22 protein-coding genes, 1 tRNA gene and 1 rRNA gene are annotated in these 20,413 nt (G+C 58.6%); 2 read left to right on the top strand and 22 right to left on the bottom strand.

What is annotated here, in order from left to right; translation table 11 throughout:
• Positions 1-3: 3 nt before the first annotated feature.
• From ispG to trmJ, 15 genes are all read right to left on the bottom strand, one after another.
• A complete protein-coding gene (gene ispG / locus ACW9IR_RS20610) occupies positions 4-1,113 on the bottom strand; it encodes a flavodoxin-dependent (E)-4-hydroxy-3-methylbut-2-enyl-diphosphate synthase (protein ID WP_150693187.1) in 1,110 nt (369 codons plus the stop codon).
• A 3-nt stretch (positions 1,114-1,116) separates the two neighbouring features.
• Positions 1,117-2,169, bottom strand: coding sequence for a RodZ domain-containing protein (locus ACW9IR_RS20605; protein WP_457464921.1), 1,053 nt, complete (start codon positions 2,167-2,169; stop codon positions 1,117-1,119).
• Positions 2,169-2,927 carry a type IV pilus biogenesis/stability protein PilW gene (gene pilW, locus ACW9IR_RS20600; RefSeq protein ID WP_110718923.1) on the bottom strand — a complete coding sequence of 253 codons (759 nt, stop codon included), beginning with the start codon at positions 2,925-2,927 and terminating at the stop codon, positions 2,169-2,171. The genes ACW9IR_RS20605 and pilW overlap by 1 nt, the downstream gene beginning before the upstream one ends.
• 12 nt (positions 2,928-2,939) lie before the next feature.
• On the bottom strand, positions 2,940-4,088 hold the full coding sequence (rlmN, locus tag ACW9IR_RS20595; protein WP_016984373.1) for a 23S rRNA (adenine(2503)-C(2))-methyltransferase RlmN: 1,149 nt from the start codon (positions 4,086-4,088) through the stop codon (positions 2,940-2,942).
• 28 nt (positions 4,089-4,116) lie between these two features.
• Positions 4,117-4,542, bottom strand: coding sequence for a nucleoside-diphosphate kinase (gene ndk / locus ACW9IR_RS20590; RefSeq protein WP_007916882.1), 426 nt, complete (start codon positions 4,540-4,542; stop codon positions 4,117-4,119).
• An 88-nt stretch (positions 4,543-4,630) separates the two neighbouring features.
• The gene (gene iscX / locus ACW9IR_RS20585; RefSeq protein WP_038362961.1) at positions 4,631-4,831 is read right to left on the bottom strand and encodes a Fe-S cluster assembly protein IscX; all 201 of its coding nucleotides are present in this window, start codon (positions 4,829-4,831) and stop codon (positions 4,631-4,633) included.
• A 14-nt stretch (positions 4,832-4,845) separates the two neighbouring features.
• The gene (fdx, locus tag ACW9IR_RS20580; protein ID WP_007916885.1) at positions 4,846-5,187 is read right to left on the bottom strand and encodes an ISC system 2Fe-2S type ferredoxin; all 342 of its coding nucleotides are present in this window, start codon (positions 5,185-5,187) and stop codon (positions 4,846-4,848) included.
• Positions 5,187-7,052: a Fe-S protein assembly chaperone HscA gene (hscA, locus tag ACW9IR_RS20575; protein WP_457464920.1), complete on the bottom strand. Its 1,866-nt coding sequence runs from the start codon at positions 7,050-7,052 to the stop codon at positions 5,187-5,189. Before hscA ends, fdx begins: the two co-directional genes overlap by 1 nt.
• A gap of 51 nt (positions 7,053-7,103) precedes the next feature.
• Positions 7,104-7,625, bottom strand: coding sequence for a co-chaperone HscB (hscB, locus tag ACW9IR_RS20570; protein ID WP_007916889.1), 522 nt, complete (start codon positions 7,623-7,625; stop codon positions 7,104-7,106).
• Positions 7,626-7,633: 8 nt separating this feature from the next.
• Complete coding sequence (gene iscA, locus ACW9IR_RS20565; RefSeq protein WP_003227904.1) at positions 7,634-7,957, bottom strand: iron-sulfur cluster assembly protein IscA; 324 nt, start codon at positions 7,955-7,957, stop codon at positions 7,634-7,636.
• A 34-nt stretch (positions 7,958-7,991) separates the two neighbouring features.
• Positions 7,992-8,378: a Fe-S cluster assembly scaffold IscU gene (gene iscU, locus ACW9IR_RS20560; RefSeq protein WP_007916892.1), complete on the bottom strand. Its 387-nt coding sequence runs from the start codon at positions 8,376-8,378 to the stop codon at positions 7,992-7,994.
• Positions 8,379-8,479: 101 nt separating this feature from the next.
• Positions 8,480-9,694 (bottom strand): IscS subfamily cysteine desulfurase, encoded by a 1,215-nt coding sequence (locus tag ACW9IR_RS20555; protein WP_064118924.1) that lies wholly within the window; start codon positions 9,692-9,694, stop codon positions 8,480-8,482.
• Positions 9,695-9,741: 47 nt separating this feature from the next.
• The gene (gene iscR, locus ACW9IR_RS20550) at positions 9,742-10,233 is read right to left on the bottom strand and encodes a Fe-S cluster assembly transcriptional regulator IscR (protein WP_003227911.1); all 492 of its coding nucleotides are present in this window, start codon (positions 10,231-10,233) and stop codon (positions 9,742-9,744) included.
• A gap of 238 nt (positions 10,234-10,471) precedes the next feature.
• The gene (cysE, locus tag ACW9IR_RS20545; protein ID WP_025109222.1) at positions 10,472-11,248 is read right to left on the bottom strand and encodes a serine O-acetyltransferase; all 777 of its coding nucleotides are present in this window, start codon (positions 11,246-11,248) and stop codon (positions 10,472-10,474) included.
• A 3-nt stretch (positions 11,249-11,251) separates the two neighbouring features.
• Entirely contained in the window at positions 11,252-12,022 is a 771-nt protein-coding gene (trmJ, locus tag ACW9IR_RS20540; protein WP_095122505.1) for a tRNA (cytosine(32)/uridine(32)-2'-O)-methyltransferase TrmJ, read from the bottom strand.
• Between the two features lie 145 nt (positions 12,023-12,167).
• Here trmJ and suhB point away from each other — a divergent pair, with 145 nt between their 5' ends.
• Positions 12,168-12,986: a type III secretion system regulator SuhB gene (gene suhB, locus ACW9IR_RS20535; protein WP_016773320.1), complete on the top strand. Its 819-nt coding sequence runs from the start codon at positions 12,168-12,170 to the stop codon at positions 12,984-12,986.
• 250 nt (positions 12,987-13,236) lie between these two features.
• On the opposite strand, the gene ACW9IR_RS20530 is transcribed toward suhB, so the two are convergent.
• The 6 genes from ACW9IR_RS20530 to queA all read right to left on the bottom strand — a co-directional run bounded on the left by ACW9IR_RS20530 (position 13,237) and on the right by queA (position 19,340).
• Positions 13,237-13,785 carry a glycine zipper 2TM domain-containing protein gene (locus ACW9IR_RS20530; protein WP_007916907.1) on the bottom strand — a complete coding sequence of 183 codons (549 nt, stop codon included), beginning with the start codon at positions 13,783-13,785 and terminating at the stop codon, positions 13,237-13,239.
• 121 nt (positions 13,786-13,906) lie between these two features.
• Positions 13,907-14,821 carry a protein translocase subunit SecF gene (secF, locus tag ACW9IR_RS20525; RefSeq protein ID WP_095123431.1) on the bottom strand — a complete coding sequence of 305 codons (915 nt, stop codon included), beginning with the start codon at positions 14,819-14,821 and terminating at the stop codon, positions 13,907-13,909.
• A 9-nt stretch (positions 14,822-14,830) separates the two neighbouring features.
• Positions 14,831-16,699, bottom strand: a complete 1,869-nt coding sequence (secD, locus tag ACW9IR_RS20520; protein ID WP_077574432.1) for a protein translocase subunit SecD — start codon at positions 16,697-16,699, stop codon at positions 14,831-14,833.
• Between the two features lie 64 nt (positions 16,700-16,763).
• Positions 16,764-17,102, bottom strand: coding sequence for a preprotein translocase subunit YajC (yajC, locus tag ACW9IR_RS20515; protein WP_007916913.1), 339 nt, complete (start codon positions 17,100-17,102; stop codon positions 16,764-16,766).
• Positions 17,103-17,145: 43 nt separating this feature from the next.
• Positions 17,146-18,261, bottom strand: coding sequence for a tRNA guanosine(34) transglycosylase Tgt (gene tgt, locus ACW9IR_RS20510; protein ID WP_161986576.1), 1,116 nt, complete (start codon positions 18,259-18,261; stop codon positions 17,146-17,148).
• Positions 18,262-18,275: 14 nt separating this feature from the next.
• Positions 18,276-19,340, bottom strand: a complete 1,065-nt coding sequence (gene queA / locus ACW9IR_RS20505) for a tRNA preQ1(34) S-adenosylmethionine ribosyltransferase-isomerase QueA (RefSeq protein ID WP_457464919.1) — start codon at positions 19,338-19,340, stop codon at positions 18,276-18,278.
• Between the two features lie 108 nt (positions 19,341-19,448).
• Here queA and ACW9IR_RS20500 point away from each other — a divergent pair.
• Positions 19,449-19,533, top strand: a tRNA-Leu gene (locus ACW9IR_RS20500).
• A 575-nt stretch (positions 19,534-20,108) separates the two neighbouring features.
• On the opposite strand, the gene rrf is transcribed toward ACW9IR_RS20500, so the two are convergent.
• A 5S ribosomal RNA gene (rrf, locus tag ACW9IR_RS20495) occupies positions 20,109-20,224 on the bottom strand.
• Between the last annotated feature and the right edge of the window lie 189 nt (positions 20,225-20,413).

Here is a 20,413-nt window from a genome sequence, read left to right as displayed (position 1 = left end):
GGCTCAGCCGCGCGCAATTACGGCAGCGTCAGCTTCGACCTTTTCGGCCGCTTTCTGGCGGATCAGCTTTTCCAGCTCGTCCACCAGATTGTCATTCGTCAGTTTCTGCGCCGGCTTGCCGTCGATGTAAATCAGGTTTGGCGTGCCGCCGGTCAAGCCGATATGGGCTTCCTTGGCTTCGCCGGGGCCGTTGACCACACAACCGATCACCGCGACATCCAGCGGCACCAGCAGGTCTTCAAGGCGCCCTTCCAGCTCGTTCATGGTTTTCACCACATCGAAGTTCTGCCGCGAGCAGCTCGGGCAGGCGATGAAGTTGATGCCACGGGAACGCAGATGCAAAGACTTGAGAATGTCGTAACCGACCTTCACTTCCTCGACCGGGTCGGCCGCCAGCGAGATGCGGATAGTATCGCCAATCCCCTCGGCGAGCAGCATACCTAGGCCCACGGCGGATTTCACTGTGCCCGAACGCAATCCACCGGCTTCGGTGATGCCCAGGTGAAGTGGCTGAACGATTTCTTTCGCCAGCAAGCGGTAGGCTTCGACGGCCATGAACACGTCGGAGGCCTTCACGCTGACCTTGAAATCCTGGAAGTTCAGGCGCTCAAGGTGCTCAACGTGGCGCAGAGCGGACTCGACCAGTGCAGCCGGGGTCGGCTCGCCGTATTTCTTTTGCAGGTCTTTTTCCAGCGAACCGGCGTTGACGCCGATGCGGATCGGAATGCCGCGATCACGCGCTGCATCGACCACCGCACGAACACGGTCTTCGCGACCGATGTTGCCCGGGTTGATACGCAGGCAGTCAACGCCCAGTTCGGCCACGCGCAGAGCGATCTTGTAGTCGAAGTGGATGTCGGCAACCAGCGGCACCTTGACCAATTGCTTGATCTTGCCGAACGCCTCGGCGGCGTCCATGTCCGGCACCGAAACGCGGACGATATCGACGCCAGCGGCTTCCAGACGATTGATTTGCGCAACGGTGGCGGCGACGTCATTGGTGTCGCTGTTGGTCATGCTCTGCACAGCGATCGGCGCATCACCGCCCACCGGTACGTTGCCGACCCAGATCTTGCGCGAAACGCGACGTTTGATTGGAGATTCGCCGTGCATGACTTATTGACCCAACTTCAGGCGAGCAGTCTCGCCACTGGTGAACGGAGCGATATCGACCGGTTGGCCGTTGTAGCTGACCTGTGCGGCACGAGCTACGCCCAGACGTACGTTAAGCGGCGGCTTGCCGGAAACGGTGACGCTGTCGCCTTTATGCTTCAGACCACTGAAAATCACTTTGCCACGGCCATCGGTCACTTGTGCCCAGCAATCGGCGCTGAACTGCAGTTGTACCTGACCGTCGCCAGCCACCGGAGCGGCCGCTTCTGCGGTTGGCGCGGCAGTAGCAGGAGCAACCGGCGCAGTGGTGGTCGGTGCTGGAGTCGCGGGAACGTTTGGTGCCGGGGTTGCCGGGGTAGCGACAACCGGTGCTGGCGTATGAGCAGGGGCGGTCGTCGGCGCAACCGGTGCGGCCGGAGTGGCCGGAGTGGCCGGAGTGGTTGCCGGGGTGGTAGCTTCGGCACCGGTCGATTCAGCGGTGGTTTCAGACTGAGGCAGCGCCAGCGCTGTGGAAGTATCGGCCTGATTCTCTTCGACAGCCTGGTCTTCCGGCTCGTCGATCGGGTGAATCTGGGTGGTACCGTCAGCACCTTCGACTTCAACGTGCTCAGGCGCCAGAGACGTCAGGTCCTTGGTGCGCTGCGAAGTCTGATCCTGCCACCAGACGAAACCGCCGCCGATGACCGCGATCAGCAACAGCAGGCTGACAATACGCAAAATGGTGTGGGAAACCCGCACCGGCTCTTCGATACGACCAAGGGCGTGAACATTGCTGCCCTGGGAGTCGGTGCCGGTGGACTGGTCGAATTGCTGAACCAGCACGGTCTGGTCCATGCCGAGCAATTTGGCATAGGCGCGAATGTAACCGCGAGCGAAGGTATGCCCCGGCAGCTTGTCGAAAGCGCCGGCTTCAAGATTGCTCAGGGAAGTCACGGTGAGGTTGAGCTTGAGGGCCACTTCGGCCAGCGACCAGCCATTGCTTTCGCGGGCCTGGCGCAGGGTCTCACCGGGGTTAACGCGATTCGCTGCTACAACTTCGGGATGCGCCGCTTTCATCATTGCTCCGACAGGTATTGCTGATATTCCGGCGTACCGGGATAGAGTCGTTTTAATTGCAGGCCATAACTGGCGGCCTTGTCGCGATCTTCAAACACTTTTGCCAGCCGAACGCCGAGCAATAGACTACGTGCATTTTGTTCGGTCAGCAGGCTGAAACGGTCGTAATAGTCACGCGCGGGCACATAATGCCTGTCTTCGAAGGACAACTCAGCCATTTCCAGCAATGCGCGTGGTTGTTGGCGGTTCAAACGCAGTGCCTTTTCCAGCTGCTGCTGCGCCAGATCACGCTGACCGAGCTTCGCCGCCGTCATGCCGAGGTTCTCGAACACACGCGAACGCTCAGGATACAGGGTATCGGCAGCAGCCTGTTCAAAACGCTCGTAGGCTTCTTTATAACGCTGTTGTTCGTAGAGAAAACTGCCGTAGTTGTTGAGGATGCGCGCATCGGCGGGACGGGAGGACAAAGCCTTGCGGAAGTGTTCGTCGGCCAGCTCAGGCTCCATTTCGGACTGAAACACCAAGCCGAGGGCAGCGTTGGCGTCAGGATCGGAACCGTCGATTTCCAGCGCCTTCTTCAGCGGCACCTTGGCCCGCTCGCTCATGCCTTGCTGCAAGTACCCCAGCCCCAACTGCACATAGGCAGCCCGCGCTTCATCGCGGCCCTTGCTGGTCTTCATCGGGTTGTAGTCACCCGACAGGACACAACCAGCACACAGGCTGGCCCACAGCAACAGCAGCGCAAAGCGCAGGGACATAGAGATCCTCTCTTAGTTAGTGTTCGCGGCGTTCTGTGCCAGATCGCTGTCGGCGCTCAACTCGCGCACGGCGATGTAACGTTCGCTGCGACGGGTGCGATCCAGCACCTGCCCTACCAGTTGACCACATGCGGCGTCGATGTCTTCACCACGGGTGGTGCGGACAGTGACGTTGAAACCGGCCTGATGCAACTGATCCTGGAACCGACGGATCGCGTTGTTGCTCGGACGCTCGTACCCGGAGTGCGGGAACGGGTTGAACGGAATCAGGTTGATCTTGCACGGAATGTTCTTCAGCAACTCGATCATCTCAACGGCGTGTTCAACCTTGTCGTTGATGTCCTTGAGCAAGGTGTACTCGATGGTCAGCACACGTTTCTCGCCAAGGGCGGACATGTAGCGCTGGCACGACTCGAGCAGCATCTTAAGCGGATATTTCTTGTTGATCGGCACCAATTGGTTACGCAATGCGTCATTCGGTGCGTGCAGGGACAACGCCAGGGACACGTCGATGTGCTTGGCCAGCTCATCGATCATCGGCACCACACCCGAGGTGGACAGGGTCACGCGGCGCTTGGAGATCCCGTAGCCGAGGTCATCCATCATCAGATGCATGGCGGCGACGACGTTGTCGAAGTTCAGCAATGGCTCACCCATGCCCATCATCACCACGTTGGTGATGGCACGGTCGACGGTTGCCGGGACACTGCCGAAAGATTTGTTGGCAATCCACACCTGACCGATGACTTCGGCGGCGGTGAGGTTGCTATTGAAGCCTTGCTTGCCGGTGGAGCAGAAACTGCAATCCAGGGCACAGCCTGCCTGGGACGAAACGCACAGAGTGCCGCGTTTGCCCTGGGGAATGTACACGGTCTCGACGCAGCTGCCGGACGCCACGCGCACCACCCACTTACGGGTGCCGTCGCTGGAGATGTCCTCGCTGACCACTTCCGGACCACGGACCTCAGCAATAGCCTTGAGCTTGTCGCGCAAGGCCTTGCTGACGTTCGTCATGGCGTCGAAATCATCGACACCAAAGTGGTGAATCCATTTCATTACCTGACCGGCACGGAAACGCTTCTCCCCGATTGAGTCGAAGAATTTTTCCATTTCCTGTTGAGTCAGACCCAGCAGGTTGGTTTTTACAGTCGATGTAGTCATGGATTCACCTTCACTCTTAAGCCAATGCTTAGCGAGTGGTTACTTCAGTAGCTGCGAAGAAGTACGAGATTTCACGAGCAGCTGCGGCTTCGGAGTCCGAACCGTGAACAGCGTTGGCGTCGATGGAATCAGCGAAGTCAGCGCGGATGGTGCCGGCAGCAGCTTCTTTAGGGTTGGTAGCGCCCATCAGCTCACGGTTCAGAGCGATAGCGTTTTCGCCTTCCAGAACCTGAACAACAACAGGACCGGAGATCATGAAAGCAACCAGGTCGCCGAAGAAACCACGAGCGCTGTGCTCAGCGTAGAAGCCTTCAGCTTCAGCTTTGGACAGTTGCTTCAGTTTCGAAGCTACAACGCGCAGGCCGGCTTTTTCGAAACGAGTGGTGATTTCGCCGATGACGTTTTTTGCAACAGCGTCAGGCTTGATGATGGAGAAAGTGCGTTGAACAGCCATGGTGTAACTCCAGAAACGGTAATTTGCGAAAAATTAAACCCGCGAATTATACGCGGGTTCTTGGGTATTGCCTAACCTGCGAGGACGATCAGTCCAATTCATCATTCCAGAGCTGCTGAACTGCTTCCAACACCTTCTCGCCGACCCGGCCAGAGTTAGCGTCGAAGTCAGGCAGCTCTTTGATCCACTGCTGCAACTCGACGAAATTGACAGAATACGGATCTACACCCGGCTTGGCCTCGGCCAGTTCTTCTGCAATACGTTGAACATCATTCCAACCGTAGCTCATGACAGTCTTACCAGTCAGTGCGGCGCTTCGGCCGCATGGTTAAGCGAATATTTCGGAATCTCGACGGTGATGTCTTCTTCACCAACGATAGCCTGACAAGCCAGACGCGATTGCGCTTCCAGACCCCAGGCGCGATCGAGGAAGTCTTCTTCCAGTTCGTCAGCCTCTTCCATCGAGTCGAAACCCTCGCGGATGATGCAGTGGCAGGTGGTGCAAGCGCAGACGCCGCCGCAGGCGCTTTCCATCTCGATGTGGTGTTCGTGGGCCAGTTCGAGAATCGATGTGCCGGGCGCAGCCTCGACCACCATGCCTTCAGGGCAGAACTTCTCGTGGGGCAGAAAAATGACCTGCGGCATCAGATATCCTCGATTTCATTCAGATTGCGCCCCGACAGAGCGGCTTTCACCGTCAGATCCATGCGGCGGGCAGCAAAAGCATCGGTCACTTGCGACAGACGCTTGGTCTGCTGCTCGATGGCGTAACCATCGGTACCTTTCATCAGTTCGGCCAGTTCCTGCAGTTGCAGGTCGATAACCATGCGCTCTTCGGCGTCGAGCAAACGCTCGCCATCGGCTTCCAGAGCGCCCTGCACCGCTTCGATCAGACGCTGAGCATCGACTTGCTGCTCGCGCAGAACGCGGGCGACCTTGTCGTCATTGGCGTGTTGAAACGAATCTTTCAGCATCTTGGCAATTTCGCCGTCGGTCAGACCGTAGGACGGCTTGACCTGAATGCTCGCCTCAACGCCCGAACCCAATTCACGGGCGGCAACGCTGAGCAGACCGTCGGCATCGACCTGGAAGGTCACGCGAATTTTCGCTGCACCGGCGACCATCGCTGGAATCCCGCGCAATTCGAAGCGCGCCAGGGAGCGGCAGTCGCTGATCAGCTCGCGCTCACCTTGCAGCACGTGGATCGCCATGGCTGACTGGCCATCTTTATAAGTGGTGAAATCTTGCGCACGTGCGACGGGGATGGTGGTATTGCGCGGAATCACCTTCTCCATCAACCCGCCCATGGTTTCCAGCCCCAGGGACAGCGGAATCACGTCGAGCAGCAGCAGTTCGCCGCCATCACGCTTGTTGCCTGCCAGGGTATCGGCCTGGATCGCGGCACCGATGGCCACCACTTGATCCGGATCGATTTCAGTCAGCGGTTGACGGCCAAAGGCTTCGGCAACGGCTTCGCGAACGCGCGGCACGCGAGTCGAACCGCCGACCATGACCACGGCGTGCACGTCTTCCAGCTCGATGCCGGAATCGCGAACGGCGCGGCGGCAGGCTTTCAGGCTACGCGCGACCATTGGCTCGATCAGCGCATCGAAGGCTTCGCGGGTCAGCGGTGCTTTCCAGTCGCCATAGGCCACTTCAACACTGGCCGCATCGGTCAGGGCTTCTTTGGCCGCGCAAGCGGTTTGCAGCAGATTGCGTTGTGCGCCTGGATCGAGATCAGCGGACAGGCCGGCGCTCTCGATAATCCAGCCGGCAATCGCGTGATCGAAGTCGTCGCCGCCCAGCGCGCTGTCGCCGCCAGTGGCCAGAACTTCGAAAACACCGCCAGTCAGACGCAGAATGGAAATATCGAAAGTACCGCCGCCGAGGTCATAAATGGCGACCAGACCTTCAGCGTGTTGATCCAGACCGTACGCCACAGCGGCCGCAGTCGGCTCATTGAGCAGACGCAGCACGTTCAGACCGGCCAATTTGGCCGCATCTTTGGTCGCTTGACGCTGGGCATCGTCGAAATATGCAGGAACGGTGATCACCGCACCCACTAGTTCGCCACCGAGGGTCGCTTCAGCGCGCTGACGCAGCACCTTGAGGATATCGGCAGAGACTTCGACCGGGCTTTTCGGGCCTTGCACGGTGTCGATGAACGGCATGTGCGACTCGCCACCGACAAAGCGGTATGGCAGTTGTTCGCCCAATTGCTTGACGTCGGACAGACCACGACCCATCAAGCGCTTGACCGACAGCACGGTGTTCAAAGGATCGGAAGCGGCAGCCAGTTTGGCCGACTCGCCGACTTCGACGCGATCGGCGTGGTAACGCACAGCAGACGGCAGGATGACCTGCCCGTTTGCGTCGGCCAACGGCTCGGAAAGACCACTGCGCAACGCAGCGACCAGCGAATTGGTAGTGCCCAAGTCGATCCCCACAGCCAGACGACGCTGGTGCGGTTGAGGACTTTGGCCGGGTTCGGCGATCTGCAGTAGGGCCATCGTGATCAGGACTTATCTGTATATCAGGCGTGCGACCGGAGCGGCACTGGGTTAATCGTCGAGGCGCTCTTCTAACTGGCGCACTTCGTAGGTGAGCTTGTCGAGGAACTGCATGCGCCGCATCAGGCGTTCGGCCTGTTCGCGTTGCGCCGCATCATCCCAACAGGCTGCGAAGCTTTCATTGAGTTCTTCCTGAGCCACTTTCAAGCGCCGCTTGAACACGGCGACGCCGTCGAGGTCGGCACTGTCCTGGAGGTCTTCAAGCTCTTCGCGCCATTGCATCTGCTGCAGAAGAAACTCGGGATCATGGACCGTGACTTCCATCGGCACCTCATGCCCGCTGATGGTCAGCAGGTAGCGTGCGCGCTGGGCCGGACTCTTGAGCGTCTGATAGGCGTCGTTGAGCCGCGCAGACTGCTCGAGTGCCGACCTCTGCTCACGCTCGGAAGCGTCGGCAAAGCGGTCAGGATGAACGCCGCGCGCCAACTCACGATAGCGCGTGGCCAACTGCTCGAGATCCAGACGGAAACCCGGTTGCAGCTCGAATAAAGCGAAATGACAAGGAATACCCACGACAAGCCTCAGATGTTGAAGCTTTCGCCGCAGCCACATTCACCGCGTACGTTGGGGTTGTTGAACTTGAAGCCTTCGTTCAACCCTTCCTTGACGAAGTCGAGCTCGGTGCCGTCCAGGTAGGCGAGGCTTTTCGGGTCGATGATCACTTTTTCGCCGTGACTTTCGAACACCTGATCCTCTGCAACCACCTCGTCGACAAACTCCAGCACGTAGGCAAGGCCGGAACAGCCTGTGGTGCGAACACCCAGACGAATCCCTTCACCTTTGCCGCGCCCGTCGAGGGAGCGCCGCACGTGTCGAGCAGCCGCTTCTGTCATGCTGATAGCCATCGGTGACTCCTTACTCGTCGCCAAATCCAGAAAGTCAGATCAAGCCTTTCTTCTGCTTGTAATCGCGAACAGCCGCCTTGATAGCGTCTTCAGCCAGTACCGAGCAGTGAATCTTCACTGGCGGCAGGGCCAGTTCTTCGGCCAGCTGAGTGTTCTTGATGGTTTCTGCTTCGTCCAGAGTCTTGCCCTTCATCCACTCGGTGGCGAGGGAGCTGGAAGCGATAGCCGAACCGCAGCCGTAGGTCTTGAACTTGGCATCTTCGATGATGCCAGCGTCGTTGACCTTGATTTGCAGACGCATCACGTCGCCGCACGCCGGAGCGCCGACCATGCCGGTGCCGACATCAGGATCTTCCGCGTTCATCTTGCCGACGTTGCGCGGGTTTTCGTAGTGGTCGATGACCTTTTCGCTGTAAGCCATGATTCTCAATCCTCACTCATCAGGGCCGCTCTTGAGGCCCTGCAACTGCGCTGCGTAAACCGCCGCGTCGCTACAGGATCTGTATCTGGCGGCTTCTATATTTAGTGTGCCGCCCACTCGATTTTCGAGATATCGACGCCGTCTTTGTACATGTCCCACAGCGGCGACAGAGCGCGCAGCTTGGTAACGGCCTCGCAGACTTTCTGCGCGGCGTAGTCGATTTCTTCTTCGGTGGTGAAACGGCCGAAGGTGAAGCGGATCGAGCTGTGTGCCAGTTCGTCGTTGCGGCCCAGGGCGCGCAGTACGTACGAAGGCTCAAGCGACGCCGAGGTGCAGGCCGAACCGGACGATACCGCCAGATCCTTGAGCGCCATGATCAGCGACTCGCCTTCAACGTAGTTGAAGCTCAGGTTCAGGTTGTGCGGAACGCGGGCGGTCAGGCTGCCGTTGACGTACAGCTCTTCCAGGTGCTCGACCTGCTTGTAGAAACGGTCGCTCAAGGCTTTGATACGGACGTTTTCGGCAGCCATGTCTTCTTTGGCTACACGGAACGCTTCGCCCATGCCGACGATCTGGTGGGTCGCCAGGGTGCCGGAACGCATGCCACGCTCGTGACCGCCGCCGTGCATGGTCGCTTCGATGCGCACACGCGGCTTGCGGCTGACGTACAGCGCGCCGATGCCTTTAGGGCCGTAGGTTTTGTGGGCGGAGAACGACATCATGTCGACTTTCAGCTTCTGCAGGTCGATGTCGACCTTGCCAGTGGACTGAGCGGCGTCGACGTGGAACAGAATGCCCTTGGCGCGGAGCATTTCGCCGATCGCGGCGATGTCGTTGACGGTGCCGATTTCGTTGTTCACGTGCATCACGGAGACCAGGATAGTGTCTTCGCGCAATGCAGCTTCAATCATGGCCGGGGTGATCAGACCGTCTTCGGTCGGCTCGAGGTAGGTGACCTCAAAACCTTCACGCTCCAGTTGGCGCATGGTGTCGAGGACAGCCTTGTGCTCGATCTTGGAGGTGATCAGGTGCTTGCCCTTGGAGCCGTAGAAATGCGCCGCACCCTTGATTGCCAAGTTGTCGGATTCGGTGGCACCGGAGGTCCAGACGATTTCGCGCGGATCAGCGTTGACCAGATCGGCCACCTGACGACGGGCGTTTTCGACGGACTCTTCAGCTTTCCAGCCGAACACGTGGGAACGGGACGCCGGGTTACCGAAGTTTCCGTCGACCAGCAGGCATTCACTCATTTTTTGCGCAACACGCGGATCAACCGGGGTGGTCGCAGAGTAATCAAGGTAAATCGGCAATTTCATGGACTATCTCCTAAATCAGGGCTGGCGTGCCGCTAGCTCTCTGGCTGTCATTCGACGGCGGACGCTTCAATCTTGTCCAGGCGTGGCGCCTTGCTGTTGCAACGGCGCTGGTCCTGACGCTGGGCTACTTCTTGCACCTCACGGCGAGTCACAAGATCAGCCAAGCTGATACCACTTAGAAATTCGTGAATCTGCAGGCTCAAATCGCACCACAGATGATGAGTCAGGCAGGTGTCGCCGGAATGGCAATCGCCCTGGCCCTGGCATTTGGTGGCATCGACCGATTCGTTTACCGCATCGATCACCTGAGCGACCTGAATGCCCTGCATGTCGCGGGACAACTGGTAACCACCACCCGGGCCGCGAACACTGGAAACCAGGTTGCTGCGGCGCAGCTTGGCGAACAGCTGTTCGAGGTAGGACAGGGAGATGCCTTGGCGCTCGGAGATATCGGCCAGGGACACGGGCCCGTGCTGCGCGTGCAACGCCAGGTCAAGCATGGCGGTCACGGCGTATCGGCCTTTTGTAGTCAGTCGCATGGACAGTTACCACGGAGTTCAGAATGGGGCGAGTATGCAATTCCCGAGTATTTAAGTCAACTTTAAGACCTAGTACTTTAGTCAGGATTACCCGCAAAAGAGCGCGCGCATCATAGCAAAGGCTGGCGGCATGCAGCCAGCGGTACCGCGTTATCGTTCTTCGCGAGCAGGCTCGCTCCCACAAGGGATATGCATTCCAATGCGGGAGCGAGCCTGCTCGCGAAAGCAGCGGCGCGGTTTAGCTGGCCTGACTCTGATCCTTGCCCTTCACGCAGGCAAAGTCTTCTTCACGCAGCTCAGGCAGATCTTTCGCACAGTAATTGCTGCCCAGATCCTTCAGCGCCCCGCACATCCCTTCCAGCCGTCCGTCCACCGCTTGCAGGTGATCGAGCAACTGACCAATGGCCCGCGCCACCGGGTCAGGCATGTCTTCGCTGACGCCGTAGGCATCGAAACCGATCTTCTCGGCCATGGCCTTGCGCTTGGCGTCCTGCTCCTCATCGGACTTGACGATGATTCGCCCGGGAATACCGACAACAGTGGCGCCCGGCGGCACCTCTTTAGTCACCACGGCGTTGGAACCGACCTTGGCACCAGCGCCGACGGTGAACGGACCGAGCACCTTGGCGCCCGCGCCCACGACCACACCATCACCCAGCGTCGGGTGACGCTTGCCTTTGTTCCAGCTGGTGCCACCGAGAGTCACGCCCTGATATATCGTCACGTCATCGCCAATCTCGGCGGTTTCACCGATGACAATGCCCATGCCGTGGTCAATAAAGAAGCGACGACCGACCTTGGCCCCCGGATGAATCTCGATCCCGGTCAACCAGCGACCGAAGTTCGACACCAGCCGTGCCAGCCATTTCAGTTCGTTGCGCCAGAGCATGCCGGCCAATCGATGAATCCAGATCGCATGCATGCCGGGGTAGCAGGTCAGGACTTCAAAAGCGTTACGCGCCGCCGGGTCTCGATGGAATACGCTCTGGATATCTTCACGCAAACGCTCAAACATCATTTAGTCCTTCCGCTTAAGAAGCTCACCACGGGCCGCTTTCTGGGTTTCCGTGAGGATGCCACGCAAAATATTCATTTCCGCCCGGCTGACCGAGCTGCGTCCGTACAACCGGCGCAGGCGCGCCATCAGGTGCCGCGGTTTTTCCGGATCGAGGAATTCGATGGCAACCAGCGTCTGCTCCAGATGCTCATAAAAGCGCTCCAGCTCATCCATGGTCGCCAGCTCGGCGCTTTTCACCGAAGCCACTTCCTCTTTCTCGATCTTGCTCGGCTGACCTTGTGCGGCCAGCCAGGCCATGCGCACTTCGTAGCTCAACACCTGCACCGCCGCGCCGAGGTTCAGCGAGCTGAACTCAGGGTCGGAGGGGATATGCACGTGAAAGTGACATCGCTGCAGTTCGTCATTGGTCAGGCCGGAATCTTCACGACCGAATACCAGAGCGATTTCGGCGCCCTGCCCGGCTTCTTCAACCACTTTGGTGCCGCACTCGCGCGGATCCAGCAGGGGCCAGGGGATTCGACGGTCACGAGCGCTGGTGCCAAGCACCAGATTGCAGCCAACCAGAGCATCTTCCAGGGTGGCGACGACCTGCGCGTTTTCAAGGATGTCACCGGCACCGGAAGCACGAGCATCGGCTTCGTGGTGCGGGAAGACCCGCGGTTCGACCAGCACCAATCGCGACAGACCCATGTTTTTCATGGCGCGCGCGGCCCCGCCGATGTTGCCGGGGTGGCTGGTATTGACCAGGACGACACGAATGTTCTGCAGCAAGGGAGGCGCTCTCGGACACAGGAAAGGGGTGCAAATCTTACAGAACAGCCTACCGTTAAGCTATGAAAGCGAACAGCGTCCTTCACCTGAAGAAAAGTTCTGATAGAATGCGCGGCTTTCTTTAACAACCTTAGGTGACACATCCATGCAGCCCATGCTGAATATCGCGCTGCGCGCCGCCCGCAGCGCCAGTGAACTGATCTTCCGCTCCATCGAGCGCCTGGATACCATCAAGGTCGACGAAAAAGACGCCAAGGATTATGTATCCGAGGTCGATCGCGCCGCCGAACAGAAAATCATCGACGCCCTGCGCAAGGCTTACCCGAATCACTCGATCCAGGGTGAAGAGACTGGCCTGCACGCCGGCACCGGCATCGAAGGCGAAGAGTACCTGTGGATCATCGATCCACTGGACGGCACCACCAACTTCCTGCGTGGCATTCCGCACTTCGCTGTCAGCATTGCCTGTAAGTACCGTGGCCGCCTGGAACATGCAGTGGTTCTGGACCCGGTTCGCCAGGAAGAATTCACCGCCAGCCGTGGTCGCGGCGCTCAACTGAACGGTCGTCGCCTGCGCGTCAGCGGTCGCACCAGCCTCGACGGCGCCCTGCTGGGTACCGGCTTCCCGTTCCGTGACGACCAGATGGACAACCTCGATAACTACCTGGGCATGTTCCGCGCTCTGGTTGGCCAGACTGCCGGCATCCGCCGCGCCGGTTCGGCGAGCCTGGACCTGGCTTATGTGGCTGCCGGTCGTTTCGACGCGTTCTGGGAGTCAGGCCTGTCCGAGTGGGACATGGCTGCGGGCGCCCTGCTGATTCAAGAAGCCGGCGGCCTGGTGAGCGACTTCACCGGCGGTCACGACTTCCTTGAAAAAGGCCACATCGTTGCCGGCAACACCAAATGCTTCAAGGCAGTTTTGACGGCGATCCAGCCGCACCTGCCGGCTTCGCTGAAGCGCTAAGCTTTACGCGAGACGAAAAAAGCACCCTTCGGGGTGCTTTTTTTATGTCTGGAATTCGCCACGCGCCACACCACGGGACTAATGTAGGAGTGAGCCTGCTCGCGATATCGGTGTATCAGCCACCACCTGCATCGAATGATAAATAGCTATCGCGAGCAGGCTCACTCCTACAGGGGATTTGTTGCGTGGCTTAAATGGCGGGCACAAAAAAAGCACCCCGCAGGGTGCTTCTTTTTAAAACAGTCGGTACTTACTGAGCCGGCTCATTCTGCGACAGAATCAGCTTGCCTTCCTTGTCGACCGGAATCTGGTTGCCCGGATCGCGATCCATCCGCACTTTGCCTTCCTTGCCATCGAGCGAGTAACGCACGTCGTAACCGACGACCTTGTCGCTGATGTCATTGACCGTGTTGCAGCGGGTTTGTGTGGTGGTGTAGGTGTCACGCTCTTGCATGCCTTCCTGCACCTTGTTACCCGCATAACCGCCACCGACCGCACCGGCTACCGTGGCAATCTTCTTGCCGGTGCCGCCGCCAATCTGATTACCCAGCAAACCACCTGCCAGTGCACCCACAACGGTACCGGCAATCTGGTGTTGATCTTTTACCGGTGCCTGACGAGTCACTGTCACGTCCTTGCACACTTCACGTGGAGTCTTGATCTGTGTTTTAACCGGTTCAACGGCCAATACTTGCGCATACTCAGGGCCGCTTTTAACCAGGCTGTAGGTGGCAACAGCACCCCCGGCAGTCACACCGACAGCACCCAATACCGCACCAACCAGCAACGACTTGTTCACATGAACCTCCTGACCATCACATGCGGGACGCGCCCGCGCTTCTCCCAGCCTTGGAGCATAAAAAAAGGCGCGAGTTCAACTCGCGCCTTTCTTGGACTGACAGCCGGGAAAACGATGGCCGTTATGGGCGGTCGTCGACTTCCTTCTCGGTGTTGGCCGGAGGAATCAGATCCTCGGTGGTCAGGTTCAGCCAGATCAGCACCACGTTAGCGATGTAGATCGACGAGTAAGTACCCGCCAGAACACCGATAAACAGCGCGATCGAGAAGCCGAACAGGTTGTCACCGCCGAAGAACAGCAGCGCAGCGATCGCCAGCAAAGTCGAGATCGACGTCGCCATGGTGCGCAGCAGGGTCTGCGTGGTCGAGATGTTGATGTTCTCGATCAGCGTTGCCTTGCGCAGGACACGGAAGTTCTCACGAACCCGGTCGAATACCACGATGGTGTCGTTCAACGAGTAACCGATAATCGCCAGCACCGCCGCCAGCACGGTCAGATCGAAAGTGATCTGGAAGTACGACAGGATACCGATGGTTACGATCACGTCGTGAATCAGCGAAACGATGGCGCCGACCGCAAACTTCCACTGAAAGCGGAAAGCCAGGTAGATCAGGATGCCGCCGAGCGCCAGCAGCATGCCGAGGCCGCCCTGGTCGCGCAACTCTTCACCGACCTGCGGGCCGACGAACTCGACACGCTTGACCGTTGCCGGGTTGTCGCCGCCGACCTTCAGCAGCGCTTCCGCCACCTGATGGCCCAGTTGCGGGTCTTCACCCGGCATGCGCACCAGCAGATCGGTAGTCGCACCAAAGCTCTGCACGATTGCTTCGTGGTAACCCGACGTCGCCAGTTGCTCACGCACCTTGGTAACGTCGGCCGGACGCTCGTAGGTCAGCTCGATGAGCGTACCGCCAGTGAAGTCCAGACCCCAGTTCATACCCTTGGTCACGACACTGAACATAGCCAGCAACGTGAGAAACACTGTGACGCCGAACGCGAAGTTGCGAACGCCCATGAAGTTGATTGTACGTAACATGGCAGCCCCTTAAATCCACAACTTCTTGAAGTCACGTCCGCCAAAGATCAGGTTGACCATTGCGCGGGTCACCATGATGGCCGTGAACATCGAGGTAAAGATCCCGAGGGACATGGTCACTGCGAAACCTTTGACCGGGCCGGTGCCCATGGCAAAGAGAATCCCGCCGACCAACAACGTGGTCAGGTTGGCATCGAGAATCGCGGTGAATGCCCGGCCGAAGCCTTCGTTGATTGCACGCTGCACGGTCATGCCGGCGGCGATCTCTTCACGGATCCGCGAGAAGATCAGCACGTTGGCGTCGACCGCCATACCCATGGTCAGCACGATACCGGCGATACCCGGCAGGGTCAGCGTTGCACCCAGCAGCGACATCAGGGCCAGCAGCAGCACCATGTTCACCGCCAGTGCGACGGTGGCGATGATGCCGAAGAAGCGGTAGATGGCGATGATGAACAGCGACACGAACAGCATGCCCCACAGCGACGCATCGATACCTTTGGTGATGTTGTCAGCACCCAAGCTCGGGCCGATGGTGCGCTCTTCAGCGAAGTACATCGGTGCAGCCAGACCACCGGCGCGCAGCAGCAGAGCCAGTTCGGACGATTCACCCTGACCGTTCAGGCCAGTGATACGGAACTGAGCACCCAGCGGCGACTGGATGGTCGCCAGGCTGATGATCTTCTTCTCTTCTTTGAACGTTTGCACCGCAACGTCTTTCTCGACGCCATCGACCACTTGCTTGGTGTAAGTGGTGATCGGACGCTGTTCGATGAAGATCACCGCCATGCTGCGACCAACGTTCGAACGGGTTGCGCGGCTCATCAGCTCGCCACCGTGACCATCCAGACGGATGTTCACTTCAGGCGTGCCGTGCTCGCCGAAACCGGCCTTGGCGTCGGTGACCTGGTCACCAGTGATGATCAGGCCACGCTCGATCTGTGCTGGCGGACGATTGCCTTCACGGAACTCGAAGGTTTCGGAGGTGGCTTTCGAAGCACCCGGCTCTGCAGCCAGACGGAACTCAAGGTTGGCCGTCTTGCCGAGAATACGCTTGGCTTCGGCAGTGTCCTGCACGCCCGGCAGCTCAACCACGATGCGGTTGGCGCCCTGACGCTGAACGATCGGTTCGGCAACACCCAGCTCGTTGACGCGGTTACGTACCGTGGTCAAGTTCTGCTTGATGGAGTATTCACGGATTTCCGCCAGCTTCGCCGGGGTCATCGCCAGACGCAGCACCGGTTGACCATTGAGGTCGGCCGGAACAATGTCGAAATCGTTGAAGTTCTTGCGGATCAGTGCACGGGCCTGTTCGCGGGAATCTTCATCACTGAAGCCCAACTGAATGGCACCGCCCAGTTGCGGCAGGCTGCGATAACGCAGTTTCTCTTTGCGCAGCAGGCTCTTGACGTCGCCTTCGTAGACTTTCAGGCGTGCATCGAGGGCTTTGTCCATGTCCACTTCCAGCAGGAAGTGCACACCACCGGACAAGTCCAGACCCAGTTTCATCGGGTGCGCGCCCAGATTGCGCAGCCATTGCGGGGTGGTCTGTGCCAGGTTCAGCGCGACGACGTAGTCATCACCCAACGCCTTGCGCACAACGTCTTTGGCCGGCAGCTGGTCTTCAGCCTTGCTCAGTCGGATCAGACCGCCCTTGCCGTTGGCGGCCAGCGTGGCTGCCTTGACGTTGATCCCGGACTCCTTGAGCGCAGTGCTCACACGATCCAGATCAGCCTGATTGACTTGCAGCGCAGTGCTTGCACCGCTGACCTGAATGGCCGGGTCATCGGGGTATAGATTCGGAGCGGAATAAATCAGACCGATCGCCAGCACCGCCAGGATCAGAATGTATTTCCACAGAGGATATTTGTTCAGCATCACGCCGCCCGTTATGAACGCGGGGCGCCTTGCGCGCCCCGTCGATTGAGTAGAAGTTGTTGCTTCAGATCGCTTTCAGCGTGCCTTTTGGCAGCGTGGCGGCGATGGCGCCTTTCTGGAACTTCATTTCGACGGTGTCGGAAACTTCCAGAACCACGAAGTCATCGGCCACTTTGGTGATCTTGCCGGCGATGCCGCCAGTGGTGACCACTTCGTCGCCCTTCTGCAGGCTGCTCAGCAGGTTCTTCTGCTCTTTGGCGCGCTTGGCCTGTGGACGCCAGATCATCAGGTAGAAGATGACCAGGAAGCCGACCAGGAAAATCCACTCAAAGCCGCCGCCCATTGGGCCGGCAGCAGCCGGTGCAGCCGCGTCAGCCATGGCGTTAGAGATAAAAAAGCTCATTTAGCACTCCAGTTGCAAATGTTGAATCTTGGGGTCAGAAAACTCAGTCCAAAGGCGGAACGGGGAGCCCGCGTTTGGCGTAGAAGGCATCGACAAAGGCGGCCAATGTACCCTGTTGAATAGCCTCGCGCAAACCAGCCATCAGCACCTGATAATGGCGCAAGTTATGGATGGTATTGAGCATGCTTCCCAGCATTTCGCCGCACTTGTCCAGGTGATGCAGATAAGCGCGGGAGAAGTTCTGGCAGGTATAGCAATCGCAGGTCGGATCCAGCGGCGATTCATCATGGCGATGGAACGCGTTACGGATCTTCAGCACGCCGGTATCAATGAACAGATGCCCATTGCGGGCATTACGGGTTGGCATCACGCAATCGAACATGTCCACACCGCGGCGCACACCCTCAACCAGATCTTCCGGTTTGCCAACACCCATAAGGTAACGAGGTTTGTCAGCCGGCATCATGCCTGGCAGATAATCCAGAACCTTGATCATCTCGTGCTTCGGTTCGCCCACCGACAGACCGCCAATGGCCAGGCCATCGAAGCCGATCTTGTCGAGGCCTTCGAGCGAGCGCATGCGCAGATCCTGGTGCATGCCGCCCTGAACGATGCCGAACAACGCGGCGGTATTGTCGCCGTGAGCATTTTTCGAACGCTGAGCCCAGCGCAGCGACAACTCCATCGATATGCGAGCAACATCTTCGTCAGCCGGGTACGGCGTGCATTCGTCGAAAATCATCACAATGTCGGAGCCGAGATCGCGCTGCACCTGCATCGATTCTTCCGGGCCCATGAAAACTTTTGCGCCGTCGACCGGGGAGGCGAAGGTCACGCCCTCCTCTTTGATCTTGCGCATCGCGCCGAGGCTGAACACCTGAAAACCGCCGGAGTCAGTGAGGATCGGGCCTTTCCACTGCATGAAATCGTGCAGGTCGCCATGCTCCTTGATCACTTGGGTGCCAGGGCGCAACCACAGGTGAAAGGTGTTGCCCAGAATGATTTCAGCGCCGGTGGCAACGATGTCACGCGGCAACATGCCCTTGACCGTGCCGTAAGTGCCCACCGGCATGAACGCCGGGGTCTCGACGGTGCCACGCGGGAAGGTCAGGCGACCACGCCGGGCCTTGCCATCGGTGGCCAGAAGTTCAAAGGACATGCGACATTCGCGACTCATTCTGTTTCCTCTGGGCCGGTTTCTTTAGGGGCAGTAGGTGCGGGATTACGGGTGATGAACATCGCATCACCGTAGCTGAAAAAGCGGTAACCGTTGTCGACGGCGGCCTTGTAGGCAGCCATGGTCTCGGGATAACCGGCAAATGCCGAAACCAGCATCAACAGCGTGGATTCCGGCAAATGGAAATTGGTCACCAGGGCATCGACCACATGGAACGGCCGGCCCGGGAAGATAAAGATATCGGTGTCGCCACTGAACGGCTTGAGCACGCCATCGCGTGCAGCACTTTCCAGCGAACGCACGCTGGTGGTACCGACCGCAATCACTCGACCACCACGCGCACGGCACGCTGCGACCGCATCGACCACGTCCTGGCCGACTTCCAGCCACTCGGTGTGCATGTGGTGATCTTCAAGTTTTTCGACGCGTACTGGCTGGAACGTCCCCGCGCCAACATGCAGCGTGACGAACGTTGTCTCGACGCCCTTGGCAGCAATCGCTTCCATCAGCGACTGATCGAAATGCAGGCCCGCCGTAGGCGCCGCCACTGCACCCAAGCGCTCGGCGTACACAGTCTGATAACGCTCGCGATCCGAACCTTCATCCGGGCGATCGATATAGGGAGGCAACGGCATGTGCCCGACACGGTCGAGCAGCGGCAACACTTCTTCAGCGAAGGCCAGTTCGAACAGCGCATCGTGACGCGCGAGCATTTCTGCCTCGCCGCCGCCATCGATAAGGATCTTCGAACCCGGTTTTGGCGACTTGCTGGAGCGCACATGAGCCAGTACGCGATGGGTATCGAGCACGCGTTCGATGAGGATTTCCAACTTGCCGCCGGACGCTTTCTGCCCGAACAGCCGCGCCGGAATCACCCGGGTATTGTTGAACACCATCAAATCGCCCGGGCGCAAATGCTCAAGCAAATCAGTGAACTGACGGTGTGCAAGGGCGCCGCTCGGCCCATCCAGGGTCAGCAGGCGACTACCGCGACGCTCGGCCAAAGGGTGGCGGGCGATCAGCGAATCAGGGAGCTCGAAAGTAAAGTCAGCAACGCGCATGATGGGGTTCGTCTAGCAGGGCCGGAAAGTTTAGCGGAAATATCGAAAATAGACCATGAAACGTGATTGACCAACGGTAATCTCATCTCTATACTTCGCCGCCATTGAGCCCTGATGGCGGAATTGGTAGACGCGGCGGATTCAAAATCCGTTTTCGAAAGGAGTGGGAGTTCGAGTCTCCCTCGGGGCACCATTTGCAAGACATAGACGACTACCAGCGTCTACGTAACACCTCTAAAGCCCGCTAACTGCGGGTTTTTTTGTTTCCGGAATTTCATCCCCCCTCGCAAGACAGCTTCTTTTTTACAAGCGCTCTACAGACTCCAGAGCGCACAGTCACTCCCCACCTCACTCGCTCGCAAATCAAAGCCTCCAGGCAACCGAGAAGCAAGACACATTGCTTAATAGCTCGGGCATTGCCCTTATGCTTCAACCAAGCAGGCGCAGTTCAGCTACAAACTCTTCTGGCGCCCTCATAGGGCTGCCAGGCGCATCTCTCCGAACAAAACCTTACAGAGGCTCATAAGAGGACTGCTGAGCGAATATCGACTCGTTGCGCTCATCACACCGCGGGCGCGCTGCTACGCGAACGTGGACGGCCTAGGGGCCCTATGGCGAATGTCGCAGATGGCACCGCAGGGGAGCAATACTAGCGCTGCCCTGACATAACAACGAATCATGATTAGAGTTGCCCGAGAACGCTCAAATACTTTCCTGCAGGCAAAACAAAACCCCAACTGCTTTCGCAATTGGGGTTTCGGAATTTAATCTTGACGATGACCTACTCTCACATGGGGAAACCCCACACTACCATCGGCGATGCATCGTTTCACTGCTGAGTTCGGGATGGGATCAGGTGGTTCCAACGCTCTATGGTCGTCAAGAAATTCGGGTACCGAATCGTGGCCAGATGGCCTCGCTTCAGCAAATTGGGTATGTGACAGCTTTCGGTGTTTGTGAACATCGAACTTTCGGTTCGTTTCGTCTTCACACACCGCAATCTGGTCTCTCTCGAGTTCGCAAATTGCTTGGGTGTTATATGGTCAAGCCTCACGGGCAATTAGTATTGGTTA

The sequence above is a fragment of the Pseudomonas sp. SDT291_1_S447 genome (assembly GCF_054070155.1).
This window is presented reverse-complemented; position numbering and strand designations above follow the sequence as displayed.

What these genes read in the sequence shown, in the direction of transcription:
- ispG (WP_150693187.1), bottom strand. Translation starts at nt 1,113, where the DNA reads ATGCACGGCGAATCTCCAATCAAACGTCGCGTTTCGCGCAAGATCTGG.
- ACW9IR_RS20605 (WP_457464921.1), bottom strand. Translation starts at nt 2,169, where the DNA reads ATGAAAGCGGCGCATCCCGAAGTTGTAGCAGCGAATCGCGTTAACCCC.
- pilW (WP_110718923.1), bottom strand. Translation starts at nt 2,927, where the DNA reads ATGTCCCTGCGCTTTGCGCTGCTGTTGCTGTGGGCCAGCCTGTGTGCT.
- rlmN (WP_016984373.1), bottom strand. Translation starts at nt 4,088, where the DNA reads ATGACTACATCGACTGTAAAAACCAACCTGCTGGGTCTGACTCAACAG.
- ndk (WP_007916882.1), bottom strand. Translation starts at nt 4,542, where the DNA reads ATGGCTGTTCAACGCACTTTCTCCATCATCAAGCCTGACGCTGTTGCA.
- iscX (WP_038362961.1), bottom strand. Translation starts at nt 4,831, where the DNA reads ATGAGCTACGGTTGGAATGATGTTCAACGTATTGCAGAAGAACTGGCC.
- fdx (WP_007916885.1), bottom strand. Translation starts at nt 5,187, where the DNA reads ATGCCGCAGGTCATTTTTCTGCCCCACGAGAAGTTCTGCCCTGAAGGC.
- hscA (WP_457464920.1), bottom strand. Translation starts at nt 7,052, where the DNA reads ATGGCCCTACTGCAGATCGCCGAACCCGGCCAAAGTCCTCAACCGCAC.
- iscA (WP_003227904.1), bottom strand. Translation starts at nt 7,957, where the DNA reads ATGGCTATCAGCATGACAGAAGCGGCTGCTCGACACGTGCGGCGCTCC.
- iscU (WP_007916892.1), bottom strand. Translation starts at nt 8,378, where the DNA reads ATGGCTTACAGCGAAAAGGTCATCGACCACTACGAAAACCCGCGCAAC.
- ACW9IR_RS20555 (WP_064118924.1), bottom strand. Translation starts at nt 9,694, where the DNA reads ATGAAATTGCCGATTTACCTTGATTACTCTGCGACCACCCCGGTTGAT.
- iscR (WP_003227911.1), bottom strand. Translation starts at nt 10,233, where the DNA reads ATGCGACTGACTACAAAAGGCCGATACGCCGTGACCGCCATGCTTGAC.
- cysE (WP_025109222.1), bottom strand. Translation starts at nt 11,248, where the DNA reads ATGTTTGAGCGTTTGCGTGAAGATATCCAGAGCGTATTCCATCGAGAC.
- suhB (WP_016773320.1), top strand. Translation starts at nt 12,168, where the DNA reads ATGCAGCCCATGCTGAATATCGCGCTGCGCGCCGCCCGCAGCGCCAGT.
- secF (WP_095123431.1), bottom strand. Translation starts at nt 14,821, where the DNA reads ATGTTACGTACAATCAACTTCATGGGCGTTCGCAACTTCGCGTTCGGC.
- secD (WP_077574432.1), bottom strand. Translation starts at nt 16,699, where the DNA reads ATGCTGAACAAATATCCTCTGTGGAAATACATTCTGATCCTGGCGGTG.
- yajC (WP_007916913.1), bottom strand. Translation starts at nt 17,102, where the DNA reads ATGAGCTTTTTTATCTCTAACGCCATGGCTGACGCGGCTGCACCGGCT.
- tgt (WP_161986576.1), bottom strand. Translation starts at nt 18,261, where the DNA reads ATGTCCTTTGAACTTCTGGCCACCGATGGCAAGGCCCGGCGTGGTCGC.
- queA (WP_457464919.1), bottom strand. Translation starts at nt 19,340, where the DNA reads ATGCGCGTTGCTGACTTTACTTTCGAGCTCCCTGATTCGCTGATCGCC.